General features: G+C 31.6%; 15 protein-coding genes. 2 read left to right on the top strand and 13 right to left on the bottom strand.

Going from position 1 to position 18,287, the window contains the following annotated elements; translation table 11 throughout:
• Positions 1–7: 7 nt before the first annotated feature.
• The 11 genes from HALHA_RS05745 to HALHA_RS13010 all read right to left on the bottom strand — a co-directional run bounded on the left by HALHA_RS05745 (position 8) and on the right by HALHA_RS13010 (position 13,194).
• Positions 8–658, bottom strand: a complete 651-nt coding sequence (locus tag HALHA_RS05745; protein WP_245547397.1) for a YeeE/YedE thiosulfate transporter family protein — start codon at positions 656–658, stop codon at positions 8–10.
• Complete coding sequence (locus HALHA_RS05740; protein WP_052326465.1) at positions 651–1,004, bottom strand: helix-turn-helix domain-containing protein; 354 nt, start codon at positions 1,002–1,004, stop codon at positions 651–653. Before HALHA_RS05740 ends, HALHA_RS05745 begins: the two co-directional genes overlap by 8 nt.
• A gap of 101 nt (positions 1,005–1,105) precedes the next feature.
• Positions 1,106–2,497 (bottom strand): ISLre2 family transposase, encoded by a 1,392-nt coding sequence (locus HALHA_RS05735; protein ID WP_015326020.1) that lies wholly within the window; start codon positions 2,495–2,497, stop codon positions 1,106–1,108.
• 93 nt (positions 2,498–2,590) lie between these two features.
• Positions 2,591–3,490: a hypothetical protein gene (locus tag HALHA_RS05730; RefSeq protein ID WP_052326464.1), complete on the bottom strand. Its 900-nt coding sequence runs from the start codon at positions 3,488–3,490 to the stop codon at positions 2,591–2,593.
• 24 nt (positions 3,491–3,514) lie between these two features.
• Entirely contained in the window at positions 3,515–4,387 is an 873-nt protein-coding gene (locus HALHA_RS05725; protein ID WP_015326840.1) for a nucleoside hydrolase, read from the bottom strand.
• An 18-nt stretch (positions 4,388–4,405) separates the two neighbouring features.
• Positions 4,406–5,080 carry a methyl-accepting chemotaxis protein gene (locus HALHA_RS05720; protein ID WP_015326839.1) on the bottom strand — a complete coding sequence of 225 codons (675 nt, stop codon included), beginning with the start codon at positions 5,078–5,080 and terminating at the stop codon, positions 4,406–4,408.
• 87 nt (positions 5,081–5,167) lie between these two features.
• On the bottom strand, positions 5,168–6,145 hold the full coding sequence (locus HALHA_RS05715; protein ID WP_015326838.1) for a sulfurtransferase: 978 nt from the start codon (positions 6,143–6,145) through the stop codon (positions 5,168–5,170).
• 241 nt (positions 6,146–6,386) lie between these two features.
• Positions 6,387–6,920 carry a spore coat protein gene (locus HALHA_RS05710; RefSeq protein WP_015326837.1) on the bottom strand — a complete coding sequence of 178 codons (534 nt, stop codon included), beginning with the start codon at positions 6,918–6,920 and terminating at the stop codon, positions 6,387–6,389.
• Between the two features lie 119 nt (positions 6,921–7,039).
• On the bottom strand, positions 7,040–9,613 hold the full coding sequence (clpB, locus tag HALHA_RS05705; protein WP_041607692.1) for an ATP-dependent chaperone ClpB: 2,574 nt from the start codon (positions 9,611–9,613) through the stop codon (positions 7,040–7,042).
• A 180-nt stretch (positions 9,614–9,793) separates the two neighbouring features.
• Positions 9,794–11,188 carry an ISLre2 family transposase gene (locus HALHA_RS05700; RefSeq protein ID WP_015326081.1) on the bottom strand — a complete coding sequence of 465 codons (1,395 nt, stop codon included), beginning with the start codon at positions 11,186–11,188 and terminating at the stop codon, positions 9,794–9,796.
• Positions 11,189–11,343: 155 nt separating this feature from the next.
• Positions 11,344–13,194 (bottom strand): methyl-accepting chemotaxis protein, encoded by a 1,851-nt coding sequence (locus tag HALHA_RS13010; RefSeq protein WP_015326835.1) that lies wholly within the window; start codon positions 13,192–13,194, stop codon positions 11,344–11,346.
• Positions 13,195–13,452: 258 nt separating this feature from the next.
• Here HALHA_RS13010 and HALHA_RS05690 point away from each other — a divergent pair, with 258 nt between their 5' ends.
• On the top strand, positions 13,453–14,130 hold the full coding sequence (locus HALHA_RS05690) for a DUF421 domain-containing protein (protein ID WP_015326834.1): 678 nt from the start codon (positions 13,453–13,455) through the stop codon (positions 14,128–14,130).
• Positions 14,131–14,136: 6 nt separating this feature from the next.
• Here the strand turns inward: HALHA_RS05690 and HALHA_RS05685 are convergent, their stop codons facing one another.
• Both HALHA_RS05685 and HALHA_RS05680 read right to left on the bottom strand, forming a co-directional pair.
• Positions 14,137–15,546: a TRAP transporter large permease subunit gene (locus HALHA_RS05685; protein ID WP_015326833.1), complete on the bottom strand. Its 1,410-nt coding sequence runs from the start codon at positions 15,544–15,546 to the stop codon at positions 14,137–14,139.
• Between the two features lie 131 nt (positions 15,547–15,677).
• Positions 15,678–17,339: a bifunctional aspartate transaminase/aspartate 4-decarboxylase gene (locus tag HALHA_RS05680; RefSeq protein ID WP_015326832.1), complete on the bottom strand. Its 1,662-nt coding sequence runs from the start codon at positions 17,337–17,339 to the stop codon at positions 15,678–15,680.
• Between the two features lie 135 nt (positions 17,340–17,474).
• Between HALHA_RS05680 and HALHA_RS05675 the strand changes: the two genes are divergently transcribed.
• Entirely contained in the window at positions 17,475–18,026 is a 552-nt protein-coding gene (locus tag HALHA_RS05675; protein ID WP_015326831.1) for a DUF2238 domain-containing protein, read from the top strand.
• Positions 18,027–18,287 lie beyond the last annotated feature (261 nt).

Genomic DNA, 18,287 nt, shown 5'->3' with positions numbered 1-18,287 from the left:
ATCCTCCTTAAAATTTATGTTTTTCCCACAAATAAGCTACTACATATAATAATACTAAAACTACAAGTTGCAACCCTATTCCTAATTTCCACCCTATAATTGAAGGTAAATGTACTTTAGTTTCACTAAATAAATGATACCACCAAGCTCCATCATATGCTCCATGGGTCGAACCAATAATAAAACCTATTAGCACAACTATTTGCAGTTGAAAGCCTTCTCCTAACCGCACTAAAGTCCCTGAAGCACATCCTCCGCTAATAGCAGCTCCAATCCCAAAGATAAATGCTCCCAGTGGAATATGCCAACCCAGAGGAGTAAACTTCCCAACTAAATTTAAGCCATGGGCCAACTGATAATACTGCATTCCTGCGTAACCTAAAGTAGTAATTATTAATGATAAAATTATTGCCCGTGTAGCACCTGTCATCCCAAATAATAAAGGATCACGCAAAGCAGCAGTAAAACATATCTTAGATCGTTGTAGAGTAAATCCAATCAATAAACCAAAAACCCAAGCAAAGGCTAAACCAGTCGATAATAAATTATAGACTAGATAAGCTATTATTATAGTTAATAAGACTAATCCAATCCCTATTTTCCTTTGCCACTTAACGTTAGGTTGTAAGCGATAAGCTAGCTTGCTGATATTATTCACCCCTTTCACTTGGCTTAGCAAGTATAAATTTATTGATCTTATAAGCAATACTTAAGTTTAATTGGGTTTCAAAATCATGCACATCTAAATTTAATATCTCTTGAATTCTTTTAATTCTATACCTCATTGTGTTAGGATGGATATGCAATTTTTTAGCAGCTTGTTGGGTTTTACCCCCTTCTTGTAAGAAAGTTCCTAAAGCTTCTACCCATTCGGTATCATTTTTTTGATCATATTTAATTAAATTAGATAAAAACTCATCAGTAAACTGGCGTAACTGAGGACTATCTAATTGCCATAATAAACGTAAAATTCCTAATTCATCATAAAATAATACCTCATTCACTTGCTTAGTATAGGATAAAAAATCTAAGGTGTATAATCCTTGTTGGTAACGATTGTGTCAAGTTTTTGTAGGTGAAAATTTAAGATTCCTCTTTCAATAAATTAAACCAGTGACTTAACAGCTCTAAACAAACCTCTTCTTATGCCTTTACTTATGCTGGGTATATTCTCATGTTTTCCCTTATATTTTTTCTTTAATCTTTTACTCACTACTTTTGATTCTATTTTTACTAAATTATCTTCTTTATATTTCTCTCTTTCCTTTTCTAATATCATCTTTTGTAAATCTTTTAATTTCCCTCCGTTAAACTTAAAAGCTCTCAATCTTGCCATCTGGTCTACTCCCTGTTTAGACCAACCCATTGGTCGTGAGCTTAGTCTATCAGACAATATATGGCTAACATGACCTTCTGCACTGCATCCAAGAGCATTATCATCCTTATAATAATTCACTATACCTTCCCAATTATTATAAATATAACTTCTGCTGCGTCTTATAGCTCTCTTCTTTGATTCTTTTTCAGCCTTGGACATTAACTCACTAAAAGTTTCTTTGACCTTAGCTCTATCTAAACTATTAATTCCTTCCCAAAGTTTAAATCTAAGCTTCTCAGCATGTGCTGTAGCTTTTAGAACATATTTATTCAAGTGATATCTATCCAATATCTGTTTGCTTTTAGGCAACCATTTTAAACCCTCTTTAATCCAAAGTGCTCCATCTCCTGCTAAATAAATCTGCTTAATACTATCTAATTTATAATTAGCATCTATATAATCCATTACTTCTAACCAAAGATCTTCAGCTTTACTATATACACCTGAAAAACAATAACTATTTTTTAATTTATTTCTACCTTGTTCTTTACTAATTCCTTCATGTACATATACCAATTTAGGAATTGAATTATTACCATTTTGCAAGGCAACATGGTCTTCATCAGCCTCTACATATAAATATTCTACTTCTTTCTTTTCACTTGGCTTATTTAATTCATCATTTTCTATTTTATCTAATTTTCTTATCTTATTCATTACTGTTTGTTTACTTATTTCTAAGCTATCTACTACTTCAGTTCCTGTTTTAGCATAGGATTCATCTGCTGCTAAATCTACTATCTCTGCTTCTAATCCTCTGTCTATTCTTTGATATTTGCCTATACCTAATTTCTTATCTGCTAGGTGTTGATATTCACCATTAAACTTTGATTTATAGTATCTCCGATTAAACTTAACTTCACCAAACTCAGTAATTAATGTTCTATCTTTCTTCTTAACTATCTCCCATTTCTCCCTGCGATTTGGACTCTCCATAATCATTTCATCTAAGCTTTCAATTAAATACTTGCACAACTCTCTTCCTAACTTATCCATATCTTTTCTAAGCGATCTTATAAAATCTGAAATGCTTTCATCATTATCCATAGCAATATTTACTAAAAATTCTTCTGTATTTTCCTTAATTTCTTCTCCAAATTGTTGTATAATTGTATCCATGAGGGGCTCCTCCTTTTTGTGTTTTGCTAGTCACTTAACACTTTATCAAAAGAGGAGTCCCTTTTCTAGTTTTTGAACTAAAACAACCTACACTTATTTTACACTATGTTGGTAACTTTCTGGGATTTGATAACAATCCTGAGCAAAACAACCTGCCCCAATTGAAAAAGAAAAATCCGAAAAACGATTTTGCAATTGTTGATAAATATCTTGAATATCACTTTTAATTTTTTCACTCTGTTGTGGATAATGAATCAATAATAAAATATCACCATCATAAGAGAAAATAATATATTTAGTAGAAATATTAGTCCTAATAATCCGGTGTAAACTATGAGTTACTTTCTCTTCTAATTCATATTTATATAAGGTCCGCTTGCCATCATCCTCTTGTGATTTTTTAGAGTTAAAACGTAACACAAATAATTGGTAGGGCACTGTCAGATCCCAACCTGCTAACTCTCCTCTTTTTATTAACTCTTGCTTGCTTTTAATCTTACCCTGTAGTAACTCTTCAATTAATTCATTACTACATTTTTGGGCCAAGCTTTGTACTAAATCATTTTGATGTAATTTTAAACATAAGGCATAAACTGCTTGAGCAATAACCAAAAAATGATCTTCCTCTAACGGATTCTTCTCTAAGATAGATAAAATCCCTAAAGTCTTATTACTATTTCTTAGCTTAACTTGCACCTCGGTTACTTCCTGCTCTCGCCAAATATAAATTAACCTTTCTATACAAACATTGTACTCACTAAAGATGATTCTTCTTTTAGTTAAGCTTCTTTGGTCTAAATAAGAATAAAATTCCTGGTTCTCATGGCGCAATTCACGATCTATATAAAGTACATTTTCTCTATATTTATCCAAAATAAAGACCTTATTATTAATATCCTCCTGTAGTGTATTACATAAAGTCCTCATCCCACCATTATCAAGTAATATCGCTTGATATTTATTCTGTAATGAAAATAATTTTTGGGTATCCATTTTTTAGCTCCTTTATTAAACTGACTAAAAATCAATCCAGGCTCTAAAGATTGCATCTTTAAATTGATCTATATCTTTGATTGTACTTGGAATATTAATTATACCTTCTTCAGTCTTAGCTTTTCTATCAGCGGGTTTAAGCAAAACTTGGCCCGTCGTTAAATCTTCTACTCTCGATTGTAACCTATAATACTGATCAGAAAAAATATTAGGGTGAGTAATATATAAAGCTGAGACAAGATCCCACATATAAAAACCTTGTCTGTTAATTAACTCTTCTCCATAAAAATACCAATCCTTGATTTTATTTTTTATATAATCAGACTCCATAGACTCTACTCTAGCCCAATCTTGAGGGCCAAAAAATGCTTCTAAACATAAATTGCCTGTTGCTAACATAACAGGAAGATTAGCTTCTAAGACCAATTTAGTTGCTTGTGGATCACAAGAAAAATTTAGCTCTTTTACTTCCTTACCCTTAAAACAAAGTGGTTTTGTAACCCCACCCATAATCACTAGTTCTTTTAAATAACTAAAGAAATTAGAATCTAATTTATAAGCCGCCTTAAGATTTGTTAGAGGACCTGTTGCTAATAAAGTTAGTTCTCCTTTATTTTCTCTAGCAACTTGTACTAAAAATTTAGCAGCTGCAGTATCTAAATCTTCTTTATCCTTAGCCCCAGAATAAAAAGGAAGCTCTCTCATTACAAAATCTTTTAACATCTGAGTAGTTACCTGATTGGCTTGTTCTAAGGTTCCATTACCAAAAGTAGTTGTAATACCTTCTAACCTAATATCTTCTCTTCCTAACAAATAAAGTAAAACAAGTCCATCATCTACATCCTTCTTTTCTAATCCCATCGTATTATCACAATCAAATAATATTCTCTTCATCATTTAGTCCGCTCCTTAAGATTATTTCTTAAAACTAAGTTCATCAATCACTTCAGTAATCCTTTCATTTAAAGTACTTATATTTTTATTTATCTCTTCAATCTTTTGTACTATGTGACTTGATTCTGAGGATAAATCCTTTACCTCATTAGCAACTACTGAAAAACCTTGCCCTTCTTTTCCAGCTCTTGCTGCTTCAATTGAGGCATTAATAGCTAAGATATTAAGATGCTTAGTTACATCTTCAATCTCTGCTAGTAAATTATTAACACTCTTTGAATCACTTTCAATCGCAGTATAAATTTCATTTAAATGATCAGTTACTGTATGTAATAAATCATCTTCAAAATCTTTATACTCCTCAATAATATTATAAATCAAATAAGAACATTCGCCACTAATCAATTCTGTTCTAGCTGCTTTTTCTTCTTTAATAGTTTCTAATACTTGTTTAGAGTTGGTAACTTCTAAAATCAAATCTAAATTTGAAACTTGGACTGCCTCAGTTATTTCTCTAGTTGTCTTAATTCCTTCCTTTTGAGCTAAAATCATGCCTGGAGCATCACTGTTTATATCTGCTATATATTCAACTTGAATAGAATCCATCTTCAAAAATATTTTTAATAAATTAGTCCCTACTTCCCCTGCTCCAATAATACTAATTTTTGATTTCTTTTCTACAAGATTATCAACCACTTCTAATCCCCCCCTATAATAAAATCACCTGCAATAATAAAAAGAGGGATGTTAACATCCCCCTTTTCATACTTCAATATATTAACTTTATTCTCCTTTTTCTACAGGTAATTCTTTATGGGCGCTCCACATAATCCAAGAGCCATCAAAGTTTTTAACATGATCATAACCTAGTAACTGAGTTAAAACAAAAGTAGTATGAGAAGATCTAACCGCTGACTGACAATAAGGAATAATCGTCTTATCCTTTGTTACTCCCTTGGCTTGATAAATTTTTCTTAATTCCTTAGCTGTCTTAAAAGTTCTTGGCCCGTTAGACTTCCCACCATTTACAGCTTCTTTCCATTCAATCCACACAGAAGTTGGAATATGTCCTCGGCGGTCAGTATATGTCTTTTCTCCTGTATGTTCAGCCCAAGTACGTGTATCTAAAATAACTGTATTAGGAGAATCAATGGCCTGCTTAACATCTTCTAAAGTAGCTAACCATTTTTCTCTATTAATTTCAGCTTGATCAAATTCAAAATTACCTTTTTTAACATCAGCACCTAATAGATTTGTTTCATAATCTAATGCTTTCCAACGAACAATACCACCATCTAGTAACTTCACTTTATCATAACCATACATCTTTAAAATCCACCACATTCTTGCAGCATCATAATCAGCTCGATCATCATAAATAACTATTAAATCTCCATTACTAATTCCTTTACTTTCTAACATTTTTTCCATTTGCTCAGGAGTAGCTCTCATTCCTCCATATTTAGCATTTGGATTCTCTTCATCACTTCTATAAACTTGTACAGCTCCTGGGATATGTCCGGTAAAATACTTAGCCTCATGCCTAAAATCTACCACAACAACATCTTCCCTATCTTTAATTTCTTTTAATCTTTTAGCACTAATTAGTGCATCCGGATTAGCATATCCTCTCTCATCAATCGGAATATAATTTCCTGTTGGTTCATCATCACCAAAACCCCAAAAAGCACCTGCCACTAATGAAATAGAAAATACTAAAACTAACGTTAATGATAATATAGCTCCTTTTTTGTTAAACATATTTTCCCTCCTAATTTTTATTTGCTTTAAATTACTCACATAAGATTGTAGTATCTGCTAAAAGAATTGAAATATTTTTCACAAAGCAGATTATATTTAATATCTTACATTAGTATAATATACTTTTTATTGAACTTTGTAATTAGTATCACAAACTAATTTTTTTATTTATTTTTGTTCTTAGTACACAAATGTCTTTATAAAGTTCCGGGCCAATCTAACATTAGCCCGGAAGAATAGCTTACTTAGCAGGATTTACTGTATACCATCCTTTTTTATTCATCATCTCAAATAGTTGTTGTCCATGTTCATGCTCTTCTTTTTGAATATGTTCTAAAGTCTGCATTATCTGACGGTTAGCAGATTCTAAAACAGAACTATCATAAGCGCTTGATACATGTTTTTCAGATAATAAAGCATCCTGTAATAATTGTCGGTCACTGAATTTACTGTAGTCAGTAGCATTTGTTGTTTGCAGGGCCATATTAGCTACTTCCATTGTATTTTTATTATTACTCATAACAACCTCTTGCTTTGGTGGCTGTTGTTGAGTTTGTTGACCTTGGCCCTGTTGTTGTGCCCCTTGAAAGTTACCATTTAACATATTAGTTAGTGTTTTAGCATGTTGTTTCTCTTGTTGGGCTAGACTCTTAAATAAATTTTTAATCTCCGGGTCAGAAGTATGATTAGCATATGTTTCATACTTTTGAATACAAATTTCTTCAGCAGATAAATTATCTAAAATCTTATCTTTTTCTTTAGTTGTTAATTGCATTGTTATTCCCCCCCTACAAGATTATTTATTTCTATTATTCTTTATTTCTTTATAAAATATCCACTAAATAGTAAAAAAGTCGAGGTTAAGACCCCGACTTTAGATAATAATCCCTAATTTTATTGTGTTTTAAATCTAAACTGACCATCTTTATAATCTACTATTATCTTATCTCCCTCTCCAATTCTTTCTTCTAGTAGTTCAATAGCTAACTCATCTTTAATATACTTTTGAATTACTCGTTGTAAAGGCCGAGCACCATAAGTTGGATCATAACCTAACTCTCTAATCTCAGCTTTAGCTTGTTTAGTTAATTCAATCTCTAAATCTTTTTCTGCTAGCTTCTTCTCTAACTCTGCTAATCTAAGTTCAATAATTTGATTTAAATCTGATTTAGATAAAGAATGGAAGATAATCTGTTCATCAATCCGATTAATAAACTCTGGTCTAAAGTGATTCTTTACTTCTTCTAATACCCTTTCTCTCATCTCTTCTTCATTACTAATATCCTGAATATATTGAGACCCCAGATTAGAAGTCATAATAATCACTGTATTTCTAAAATCAACTTCCTTACCCTGACTATCAGTTAAAAGACCATCATCTAAAATCTGTAATAAAATATTAAATACATCAGGATGAGCTTTTTCAATTTCATCCAATAAAATAACTGAGTAAGGCTTACGTCTAATCTGTTCAGTTAATTGACCACCATCCTCAAATCCAACATAACCAGGAGGTGAACCAATTAATTTAGCTACTGCATGACGTTCCATATATTCAGACATATCTAATCTAACTAAAGCAGATTGATTATCAAATAAAGTAGCTGCAAGTGTTTTAGCTAATTCTGTCTTTCCTACACCAGTTGGCCCCATAAAAAGGAAAGAACCTAGAGGACGATCTTTATCTTGTAATCCGGTTCTAGAACGCCGAATAGCATTACTAACTGCTTTGATTGCATTAGCTTGGCCCACAACTCGCTTAGCCAATTCATCTTCTAGATTAACTAATTTTTCCTTCTCTCCTTCCATTACTTTAGTTACCGGAATATCTGTCCATGAAGCAACTACTTCTGCAATATCTTCTTCTTTAACCTCTTCTCGTAATAAATCACGTTCTGGTTTAGAATCCTCAGCTTGTTGATTTGCTTCTTCTAGCTTCTTACGTAATTCATGTAATTTACCATGTTTTAATCTAGCTGCTCTTTCATAATCTGCTTCCCGTTCAGCTTGTTCAGCAGCAATTTTAGTCTCTTCAATCTCTTCTTTTAATTGCTGTATCTGCTGAATAGTTCCCTTTTCTTTCTCCCACTGCTCCTTTAGTGGTTTGATCTCTTCTTTTAAATCAGCTATTTTCGCTTCTATCTCTTGCAACTGCTCCTTAGCTGCTTCATTATCTTCTTTTTTAAGAGCTTCCTTTTCAATCTCTAATCTCCGTAATCTTCTGTTTAATTCATCTAACTCAATAGGCATTGAATCAATCTCTATTTTTAGTTTTGAAGCTGCTTCATCAATTAAATCAATTGCTTTATCAGGTAAAAAACGTTCTGTTAAATACCTATCTGATAATTTAGCAGCAGCTACTAAAGCATTATCTTGGATTTTAACTCCATGGTGAATTTCATATCTTTCTTTTAGACCCCGTAAAATAGAAACTGTATCTTTAATAGTTGGTTCATCAACTAATACAGGTTGGAACCTTCTTTCTAAAGCAGCATCTTCTTCAATATGTTGTTTATATTCTTCTAAAGTAGTCGCTCCAACACAATGTAACTCTCCTCTAGCTAAAGCTGGTTTTAATAAATTGGCTGCATCCATAGCACCTTGTGTTGCACCAGCTCCTACTAGAGTATGCATCTCATCAATGAATAAAATTATCTGGCCTTTAGCTTTCTTTATTTCTTTAAGTACCGATTTTAAACGATCTTCAAATTCTCCTCTGTATTTAGTTCCAGCTACTAAAAAACCCATATCTAAAGAAATAACTTTTTTATCCCGTAATGCCTCTGGAACATCACCATTAATAATCCGCTGGGCCAAGCCCTCTACAATTGCTGTTTTTCCTACTCCAGGTTCACCAATTAAGACTGGATTATTCTTCTTTCTTCTTGATAAAACCTGCATTAAACGTCTAATCTTTTCATCTCGACCTATAACTGGATCTAACTTACCCTCTTTAGCTTGCTTAGTTAAATCCATAGTATAGTTCTCTAGTGCTTGATACTGACTTTCAGCATGCTGACTAGTCACTTTTTCATCCCCTCTAATCTCCTCTATTGCTTTTTTTAGCTTCGCTTTATTAACTCCTTTATTTTGCAGTAGCTTACTTGTTTTATTATCTGTAGCTAAAATAGCTAATAATAAATGTTCAGTCGATATATATTTATCAGTCAACTCTTTAGCTTCTTTACGAGCTTGGCGTAATACCTGTCCTAAAGCTCGAGAAGAATATAATTCATTATCATCTCCATAAACTTTAGGTAACCTATTAATACTTTCTCGTAAATCATCTTTTAATTCTACCATATCTAAATTATTTTTTTCTAAAATAGGGCCAACTATCCCTTCATTCTCTAGTAAAGCCATTAATAAATGAGCAGGATAAACTTCTTGTTGTCCATTATCATCAGCTAAATACTGTGCTTCCGTTAAACCTTCTTGAGCTTTTCTAGTAAAGTTATCCATCTTCATTACCTCATAACACCTCCATTTATCATTTATAAAATATATTATGTAGCTTTAAATTATTAGCACTCACCAACACCGAGTGCTAATAAAATTATAAAATAATCACTTTAATTTGTCAACAAAAAAGGCTATAATGATAGCATCAATTTTTTATAGGTTAATAGTTAAAAATTATTTTCCCAATCAAACAATTGCCTTTAAAGCTCTAGTTAAACCTGTTCTTCTTCCTATATTTATGCTAGGTATATTCTTCTTAGATTGAGCAAACTTCTTTTTTAACTTACTATTTATCGTTTTAGATTCAATCTCTGTTAAAGTTTCTTCTTTTTTTATTTTTTCTTCCTTTCTCAAAAACAATTCTTTCAGTTTTTCTTTATTTCCACCATTAAACTTAAATGCTTGTAATCTAGACATTTGATCAACACCAGTCTTTGACCAAGCCATTGGTCTTGAACTTAATCTATCTGCCAATATATGGCTTATATGTCCCTCAGCACTACAACCAATTGCATCTTTATCCTGGGTATAATTCACTATTCCATCCCAATTATTGTAAATATAATGACGTGATTTTCTAATTAAACTCTTTCTTTTCTCATTTTCTTCATTAGATATCAATTCACTAAAAGCTTCTTTAACTAACTCTTGGTCTGGTTCTTCTAATCCACTCCACAGTTTTTCTTTAACTTCTTTTCTTCCATATCTACTAGCTCTCCTAAAATACTTAATTAAATGATATCTATCTAATATGTATTTAGACTTAGGAAGCCACTTTAAGCCGCTTTTAATCCATGGTGCTCCATCCCCTAGTAAAAAGATCTTTTCCACTTTCTCTAACTTATAATTTTCATCTATATAATCCAGTACTTCTAACCACAGCTCTTCTGAATCTTTATATACTCCAGAAAAATAGTATTTATTCTTTAATTCTCTCTTATCTCCAACTTCACTTATTCCTTCATGAATATAAACTAATCTAGGCATTGATTTCTTCCCATTTTGTAAAGCTACATGATCTTCATCTGCTTCTATATACAAACAGTTTACTTCCCGTTTTTCTGTTACTTCATTTAATTCATTGTTTTCTATTTGCCCTAGCTTTCTTACCTTATTCATCACTGTTTGGTCACTTATTTCTAAATCGTCTACTGCCTCTTTACCTACCTTATTATAAGCATTTTCCGATGCTAAATCTACTAATTCAGCTTCTAACGAACTATCCATCCTTTGATATTTCTTTATTCCTAATCTTTCTTCTGCTAAATATTTATACTTATCACTGCTTTTAGAACGATAATATCTTCTTTTATACTTCACTTCCCCAAACTTAGTCATTAATTTTCTTTGTTTCTTTTTTACTATCTTCCATTCTTTTTTTCTTTTAGTACTTTCCTTTATTGTTTCATCTACTATTTCTATAACCCATTTAGAAAGCTTTCTACCTAACTCATCAAGATTACTTTTGATTAAATTTATTACTTCTGATATATCCCTTCCTGAATCTAATAGCACCTCTTTTAATATTTTTTCTAATTCAATGCTGATATTTTCCTCAAATTGTTGTATAATATTGTCCATAAGAGCCATCTCCTTTCTTTGGTTTTGTTGTGGTTAACAATACCTTATCAAAAGGAGTGGCTCTTTTCTAATTTTTTGGATAAATTCACCTATACTTTTTTTACGCTATCGGCTATAATAAATAAGTGAGAGGGCTTAAGCCCTCTCACTTAAAATTAAACTTCAAAATCATCAATTAATTGTCGTAAATCTTGAGCCATAGTTGCTAATTCTTGTGATGAATTAGTAATCTCATCAGAGATATTACTAATATCATCTGCAGCATCCATAATCTCATCACTCTTTTTAGCTACATCTTCTGTTGCACTAGCAGTCTGTTTAATCTGAACTGTAGTTTCTGTACTTGCTTGAGCAATTTGGTCAAATACCTGACCTGTTTCTTCTGCAATTGTTTGACTATCCTTACTTATGCTAGCCACTTGGTTTATTGCTTCTAAACTAGCCTCTGATTTATTTTGAGTATCAGTAATCAATCGACTTATCTTTTCTGTTGCTTGATTAGTCTCTTCAGCTAATTCACGGATTTCATCTGCTACTACTGCAAAACCTTGGCCCGCTTCTCCAGCCCTAGCAGCTTCAATAGCTGCATTTAAAGCTAATAAATTAGTCTGTTCTGCTATATTAGTTATCAGATTAATAATTTGACCTATTTCCTGTGAATTATCGTCTAAGTCATTAATTACCTCTTCTGTTTGGTCAACAGTTTGGTTAATTTCTTTAATACTAGCTATTGTTTGGTTAATATTCTTACTACCTTCTTCAGTTTTGGTATTAGACTCTTGAGCAAAATCAGTTACTTCTTCTGTGCTAGCAGAGATCTGTTGAATACTAGCTGATACACCATCAATCAATTGATTAGTTGTCTCTATTGTAGCATTTCCTTCTTGAGCTGATGCTGATAACTCCTCACTATAAGCAGATAAATCCTCTACAGCATCTAATAAACTACCCACAATCCCACGCAAATTATCGCGCATTCTATTTAAAGCATTAGCCAAATCACCAATTTCATCATTAGTACTAACTTCTATCTTATCAGCTGTTAAATCTTTATTAGCAAACTTATTTGCTAAATTGGCTGCTTGAACTAGCGGATCAGAAATCTTTTTTGCAGCAAAATAAGCAACAATTAAACCAATTAAAATAGCAATTATTCCATTAATTAAGCTACTCCTTTGAATAACATCTAAAGGAGCTAATACATCATTAGTCTTAGCAGTCATAGCGACTGACCAGTCAGTTAATCCTACTCTAGCAAATGCAAGTTCTTTTTTAACTCCATCTAATTTATAATGAGCTACCCCTGACTCTTTTTTTACCATCTTTAAAGCAGTTTCTTTTAATTCCTGATTACCTGCAAATATCTTCTTATTTCCTAAGTACTTTTTATCTGGATGGGCAATTGTTCTTAACTTACTATCAATAATCCAACCATAGCCATAATTATTTATTTTCATGCCCTTAACAAGACTTTGTAGATGATTAAGACTAACTGTGCTTGCTAACAATCCTATAGTTTGATTATTGCGCATAATAGGACTACCAATTACAATAATTGGCTTTCCAGTTGCTTTACTGATTACCGCATTTGAAACCACAGTCTCTCCCGTCTTCATTGCTCGTTGAAAATAATCTCTATCAGAAATATTACCATTCTTCCCCGAAGTAATCTTATAGTCACCAGTAGTATCAGCTACAAATATATTCTTTATGTACTCTTGGCCCTGTTTTATTTTCATAAAAAATTCTTTTTGTTGCGACCAGTTCATACTCTTAATTTGTTCTGTATTAGCCAATATTTTTATTTTACCTTTAATGCTCATTAATCGCTGTTCAATAATTTCCGCATTTTGTTTAGCACTATTAGCTGCTGCATCAAAAATAGTCTGCTCTAAGATATTTTGTGATTGATTATATGTAACCACAGAACTACCTACTATTAATACTAAAATTAAGCTACCAACAATTAACATCATCTTATTTTTTATACTATTTAGTAATTTCACTTCTCTTCTCCCCTCTTCTATAAAATTATTACGAAACTTAATGAATATTTATTAATACCCCCTTTTTTTATTATTATAAAACATATTTCCACATTATTCAACATTAAGATAATATATCTTTATTTACAAAAATCGACAAATTAGACCTAGTAAAACTATTAGGGCTAATTTGCCTCTTCATTTAATGAATTTTACTTTCTCTATTTACCAATAATATCTATATAACTTAACAAATTAAAGAATATGAGGAGGTAGCAAATGCTTGTCATAATACTAAAAATTTTAATGATGTTTATTACCACTATTGCTTTAATGCGAATGATGGGTAAAGCTAGTATTGTCCAATTAACCCCCTATGATTTAGTAGCCACCTTTATTATAGCAACTATAGCAGCTGAACCACTAATTACAACTAAATTTATTCCTGCTTTGTTTAGATTAGCTATTGTAATAATATTTTATATCATCTTAGCCAAATTATCTTTACATCAAACTATCAATAAATTATTACTAGGTTCACCTACTATTCTTGTTAGACGGGGAGAAATCATAGAAGATAACTTAGAAAAATCCCATGTTTCACTTAGACAACTACTTTCTATTCTTAGAACATCTGGCTATTCCAAAATAACAGAGATTGAATTTGCTATACTAGAACCAACTGGCTCTATTAGTATCATCCCTAGGCCAGCTGCTCGACCTGCTACTTTAAGTGATTTAGATATTGACGGTGAATACGAAGGATTGCCTCTAGCTTTAATAATTGATGGAACTATTCAACAAAAGAATCTAAAACTCGTTAAGCAAGATGAAAGATGGTTAAAGAATAAATTAAAAGAAAAAAACGTTACTAATATCAAAGATGTTATTTATGCTTTTATTGATAGTCATAGTAATAAAGTATACCTTAATTTACGCAATAAGAGTAAAAAATAAAATATTTTAAATCAAAAAGATAGCAACGATCGTAGTAACTACTAGACCAACAGTAACTGGGATTAAATTTCTTTTAGCTAATTTAAATGGACTTACATCACAAATAGCGGCTACTGGAAGAAGAGCCCAAGGAACTAAAGTACCACCACCTACCCAAATACCAGCTACTTGGCCTAAAGCTGTTAAAGTATCTATTCCTGTACCAATAGATATAGAGAATAATCGGGCTACAGAACCTGCTAGAGAAATGCCTGAAAAACCTGAACCATCTAATCCAGTAATAGTTCCTACAATTGTTAAAGTTATAGAGCCAATCACTTTATTAAGGGGCACTATTTCTGCTAAAGCAACCCCTAAATCATTAACTAAGCCATTGGAACCAGCTGGTAATACCTCACCAAATACTGACACAAAACCCATATCCCCCATATAAAAAAATGCTGCTATAGGAATAACTGGAGTAAAGACTTTAAAACCAAATTGTAATCCTTCAATTAAATACTCAGTTATTTCTTCTAACCCTTCATTTTTATGAGCTAATAAAGAAATTACCATTAAAATAAAAACTGCTGTTCCACCTACTAAAGCTGTAGCATCTCCACCTTGTAAATTAGTCATAATCATAACTACTACATCTATAACAAATAATATAGGGATTATAAATGCTAATATCCTTTTAGTCATAGCTGATAATGAATTTTTTAAATTTTCCTCTTCCTTAGACTCATCTACTACAGGACTAATTTCTACATCATCATCTACTGTTAACTTACCTTTCTTTAGATCGCGCTTTAAAAACCAAAAAGCAGTTATAGTAGTTACAATCCCCATCACAAAGACTAATGGCACACTAGCACTTACTACTTCAGAAACCGGGATCCCAGCTGCATCAGCAGTTAATTTTGGTGCTCCTTGAATTACAAAGTCTCCAGATAAAGCAATTCCATGGCCAAATAAGTTCATAGCCACTGCTACACCCATAGCTGGTAATCCTACCTCAGTAGCTACAGGTAATAATACAGCACCTAATAAAGCTACCGCTGGAGAGGGCCAAAAGAACCAAGAGGTAACCATCATCAGTAACCCAATTACCCAATAAGCCAAACTAGGTGTCCTAATCAGTTTAGCAAATGGTGAAACCATTACCTCATTAATTCCTGTTTTCTTAAGTAATTGACTCATACCATAAATAATTGAGATAATTAAAATAGTACCACGCAATGACTTAATTGCATATATCAAACTATTAAAGACTCCTATAACAGCCTGGGGCAAGGAACCCGTTGCTAACAAACCTAATGTAAAGATCCCAAGAATACAAATCAAACTCGTATCTCGTTTAGATACCATAAATCCAATAACAAACACAATAAATGATAAATACGCCCAATGTAAAGCGCTAAGCGTAACTGACATATCATCCACCTCCTTTAAACTGTACTCTTAGTAGTAATTTATGTTTGGTTATACAGTTTAGTGAGGTGAAAAATCATGGTATCAATTGGAAAGAAAATAAGGGGTGAATTTAAATTCACCCCTTAACTAATTTACTCTTTATTTTCTTGGTAGTAGGTATGATACTCTTCTAATAGATTAATGATCGCCTGACTAATAATTAAATAATTTTCAGTCTCTAAATTAGCTAAAGAAACTCGTAGTGCCCATTTTGGCCCATCAAAACCAGCCCCGGGCAAGCATATAATAGCTTTTTCAGCTGCTAATTTGATAATAAAATCAAGTGATAAAAAATTATTTTCTAAATAATTAGCAAAATCTAACCCATACTTTTCTTTAGCCAAAGAAAGAATATTTATCAATGTATAATAATGTGACTTATTGGCCCCTTTCAAATACGAATAACCATCTGGAAAAGCACTATATAGATTTTTAATTCGTCTATCTAATATTCCCTCTATAGATTCTTTATAAACTTTCTTTTCATCCATTATATTAAATAATGATAACAAACACATAATACACTGTTGTGGACAAGATAATCCCCCAGTATGTGCTAGTGCAACATCACGGCTATCCATCTCCAACCGATCAATAAATTTAATCTCCTCTGGCTCAGTAGAAATAATACTATACCTTTGATTTAATTCTTCTTTTATATCAGGAGGATGCTCATTAATTAAGCGATCAATTACATTATCTTCATATAACATAATTGTTCCTAAACGCCAACCAGTAACACCAAAGTATTTTGAATATGAATAAATACATAAAGTATTCTCTGGTATAACATCAACTAATGAATGAAAATCATCAACAAATGTAGCGTAAACTGTATCCGTTAAGATAATTAAATCCTTCCGCTTTGTCCGTACTAAACTAGCAATCTTATCAATAGTTTTACGCTTTAAACTTACCGAAGTTGGATTAGTTGGATTAACTAAATAAAGTATTTTAATACTTTCATCTTCTAATTTTTTAAGCTCTTGCTCTGGAATCTGCCATTCCATTTCTTCACTTTCTTCAATCTCAATATTTACTAATTCATATTCCTCTAACTCTGTTATCTCTAAATAAGGTGAAAAAATTGGGGTTACAGTGGCTACTTTATCCCCAGGATTAATAATTTTATTCTCTTTTAGTGAATTAAAAGAATAAACCATTGCTTCTGTTGCACCTTCAGTAGCAAAAATATCAAACTCTCCGGAATGTTGATCATTTAATCTCAAAACTTCTTTTAAATAAGCATCTACAACTTTTTTTATATTAGGTAAAATTCTGGGAGGCTCTGGATAAAAATCTCCTAAAGCAGCATCTACTAATTCAAATATAAAATCATCAGGGGTTAAATCATAATTGTTCTCTGCATAAATTATAGCATCTTTTAAAAACTGAGCATCCTTAGATTGATCTTGGTTTAAATAAGTTTCTAATTTATTAGCAATTCCTTCTTTTTGAGGACGAAACCCTAAAGTATCGTCTTTAGGAGCATTCTTATTTGCTATCTCTGTAGAAAATAATACAATTTTAGCAAACGATTTCCTTACTATAGTATTTAGAAAGTTAGGGTTTCCTCGACCAGAATTTAAAACCTGATATTCTCCTTGGGAACTAAGCTTATCTGCTGCTTTACTTGCTTTCCGCTTCAAAATTTTTGTTATTTCAAAAGGACTTAAATCTTCATACTTTAATTCTTGCTCATAGGTTAACTCTGGAGCTAAAACTTCTTTTTTATTCTCTGCACTTTTCGGCATAAAATACCTCCTTCATATCTATTATATCCAACTTTAATACAGATTTATTTATAGTTATCTTTGGCAATTATTAGTTAACTATTAATAAGTACATAACTATCAGGTTATATTAAATATTAATGAGGAGGTTTTAAATTGTCTAACAATAAAAAAGTAAGAATCATACTTATTATCTCATTTTTAATTATACAGTTTACTATCCTAACTGCTTTAATTAAAAATAATAAGTACCACTACATCGGTAGTGTAATCTCTACTACTACTTTTTTTGTAACCTACACCGTTATAGAAATAAAATATAATTTATACTTAGGTAATTATATTCGTAGTCTAATAATTTTAGCTATCTTAGCTCATAACTTTTTAGGCAAATATCTTCAACTATACATTAAATTATCTTATTTTGATTTTCTATTACATATTTTTGGGATCTATACCTTTACTCTTTTTTTCTATTCACTAATAACTGAAACAATTAATAAATCATCTTCTCAAAGTTATAATTTTATCTTTCTTATTTCTTTAGGTACCAGTCTAGGTGCCTGTTTTGAAATTATTGAATACCTACTCGATATTGTACTAAAACCTAAGATCCCATTTCAATTTAGTCTAATTGATACAAACTTAGACCTTATTGCTGATCTACTTGGGGCTTTATTAGCAGCTATTCATTTAACTTTATTTTAATCACACTATATATTAATTTTAGAGGCTATCAAGTTTGATAAATTATAATTACAAAAGAGCCAGAAGGAATATTCCTTCTGGCTCTTTTGCTAAGTTTTATAGTTTAATATTGTCCTCCGCCCATACCTAGGTCTCCACCTAAAAGAATTATCACAAGTAAAATAATTAAAAGCATATTATTGTTTCCTGCACCGTAGTCACCCATTATGTATCCCCCCTTTCAATTCACTATATAATATGACTTAAGCTCAAAAGTGTGAA

The organism is Halobacteroides halobius DSM 5150 (genome assembly GCF_000328625.1).
In the GTDB taxonomy this organism is placed as follows: Bacteria; Bacillota; Halanaerobiia; order Halobacteroidales; family Halobacteroidaceae; genus Halobacteroides; species Halobacteroides halobius.
Note: the sequence above shows the minus strand (reverse complement) of the source record. Positions and strands in the feature narration are given on the sequence as shown.

Bases quoted from the DNA above. Each gene is read 5' to 3' on its own strand.
- HALHA_RS05710 (WP_015326837.1), bottom strand. From the start codon at position 6,920: ATGCAATTAACAACTAAAGAAAAAGATAAGATTTTAGATAATTTATCT.
- HALHA_RS05730 (WP_052326464.1), bottom strand. From the start codon at position 3,490: ATGGATACCCAAAAATTATTTTCATTACAGAATAAATATCAAGCGATA.
- HALHA_RS05715 (WP_015326838.1), bottom strand. From the start codon at position 6,145: ATGTTTAACAAAAAAGGAGCTATATTATCATTAACGTTAGTTTTAGTA.
- HALHA_RS05690 (WP_015326834.1), top strand. From the start codon at position 13,453: ATGCTTGTCATAATACTAAAAATTTTAATGATGTTTATTACCACTATT.
- clpB (WP_041607692.1), bottom strand. From the start codon at position 9,613: ATGAAGATGGATAACTTTACTAGAAAAGCTCAAGAAGGTTTAACGGAA.
- HALHA_RS05725 (WP_015326840.1), bottom strand. From the start codon at position 4,387: ATGATGAAGAGAATATTATTTGATTGTGATAATACGATGGGATTAGAA.
- HALHA_RS05685 (WP_015326833.1), bottom strand. From the start codon at position 15,546: ATGTCAGTTACGCTTAGCGCTTTACATTGGGCGTATTTATCATTTATT.
- HALHA_RS05735 (WP_015326020.1), bottom strand. From the start codon at position 2,497: ATGGATACAATTATACAACAATTTGGAGAAGAAATTAAGGAAAATACA.
- HALHA_RS05680 (WP_015326832.1), bottom strand. From the start codon at position 17,339: ATGCCGAAAAGTGCAGAGAATAAAAAAGAAGTTTTAGCTCCAGAGTTA.
- HALHA_RS05700 (WP_015326081.1), bottom strand. From the start codon at position 11,188: ATGGACAATATTATACAACAATTTGAGGAAAATATCAGCATTGAATTA.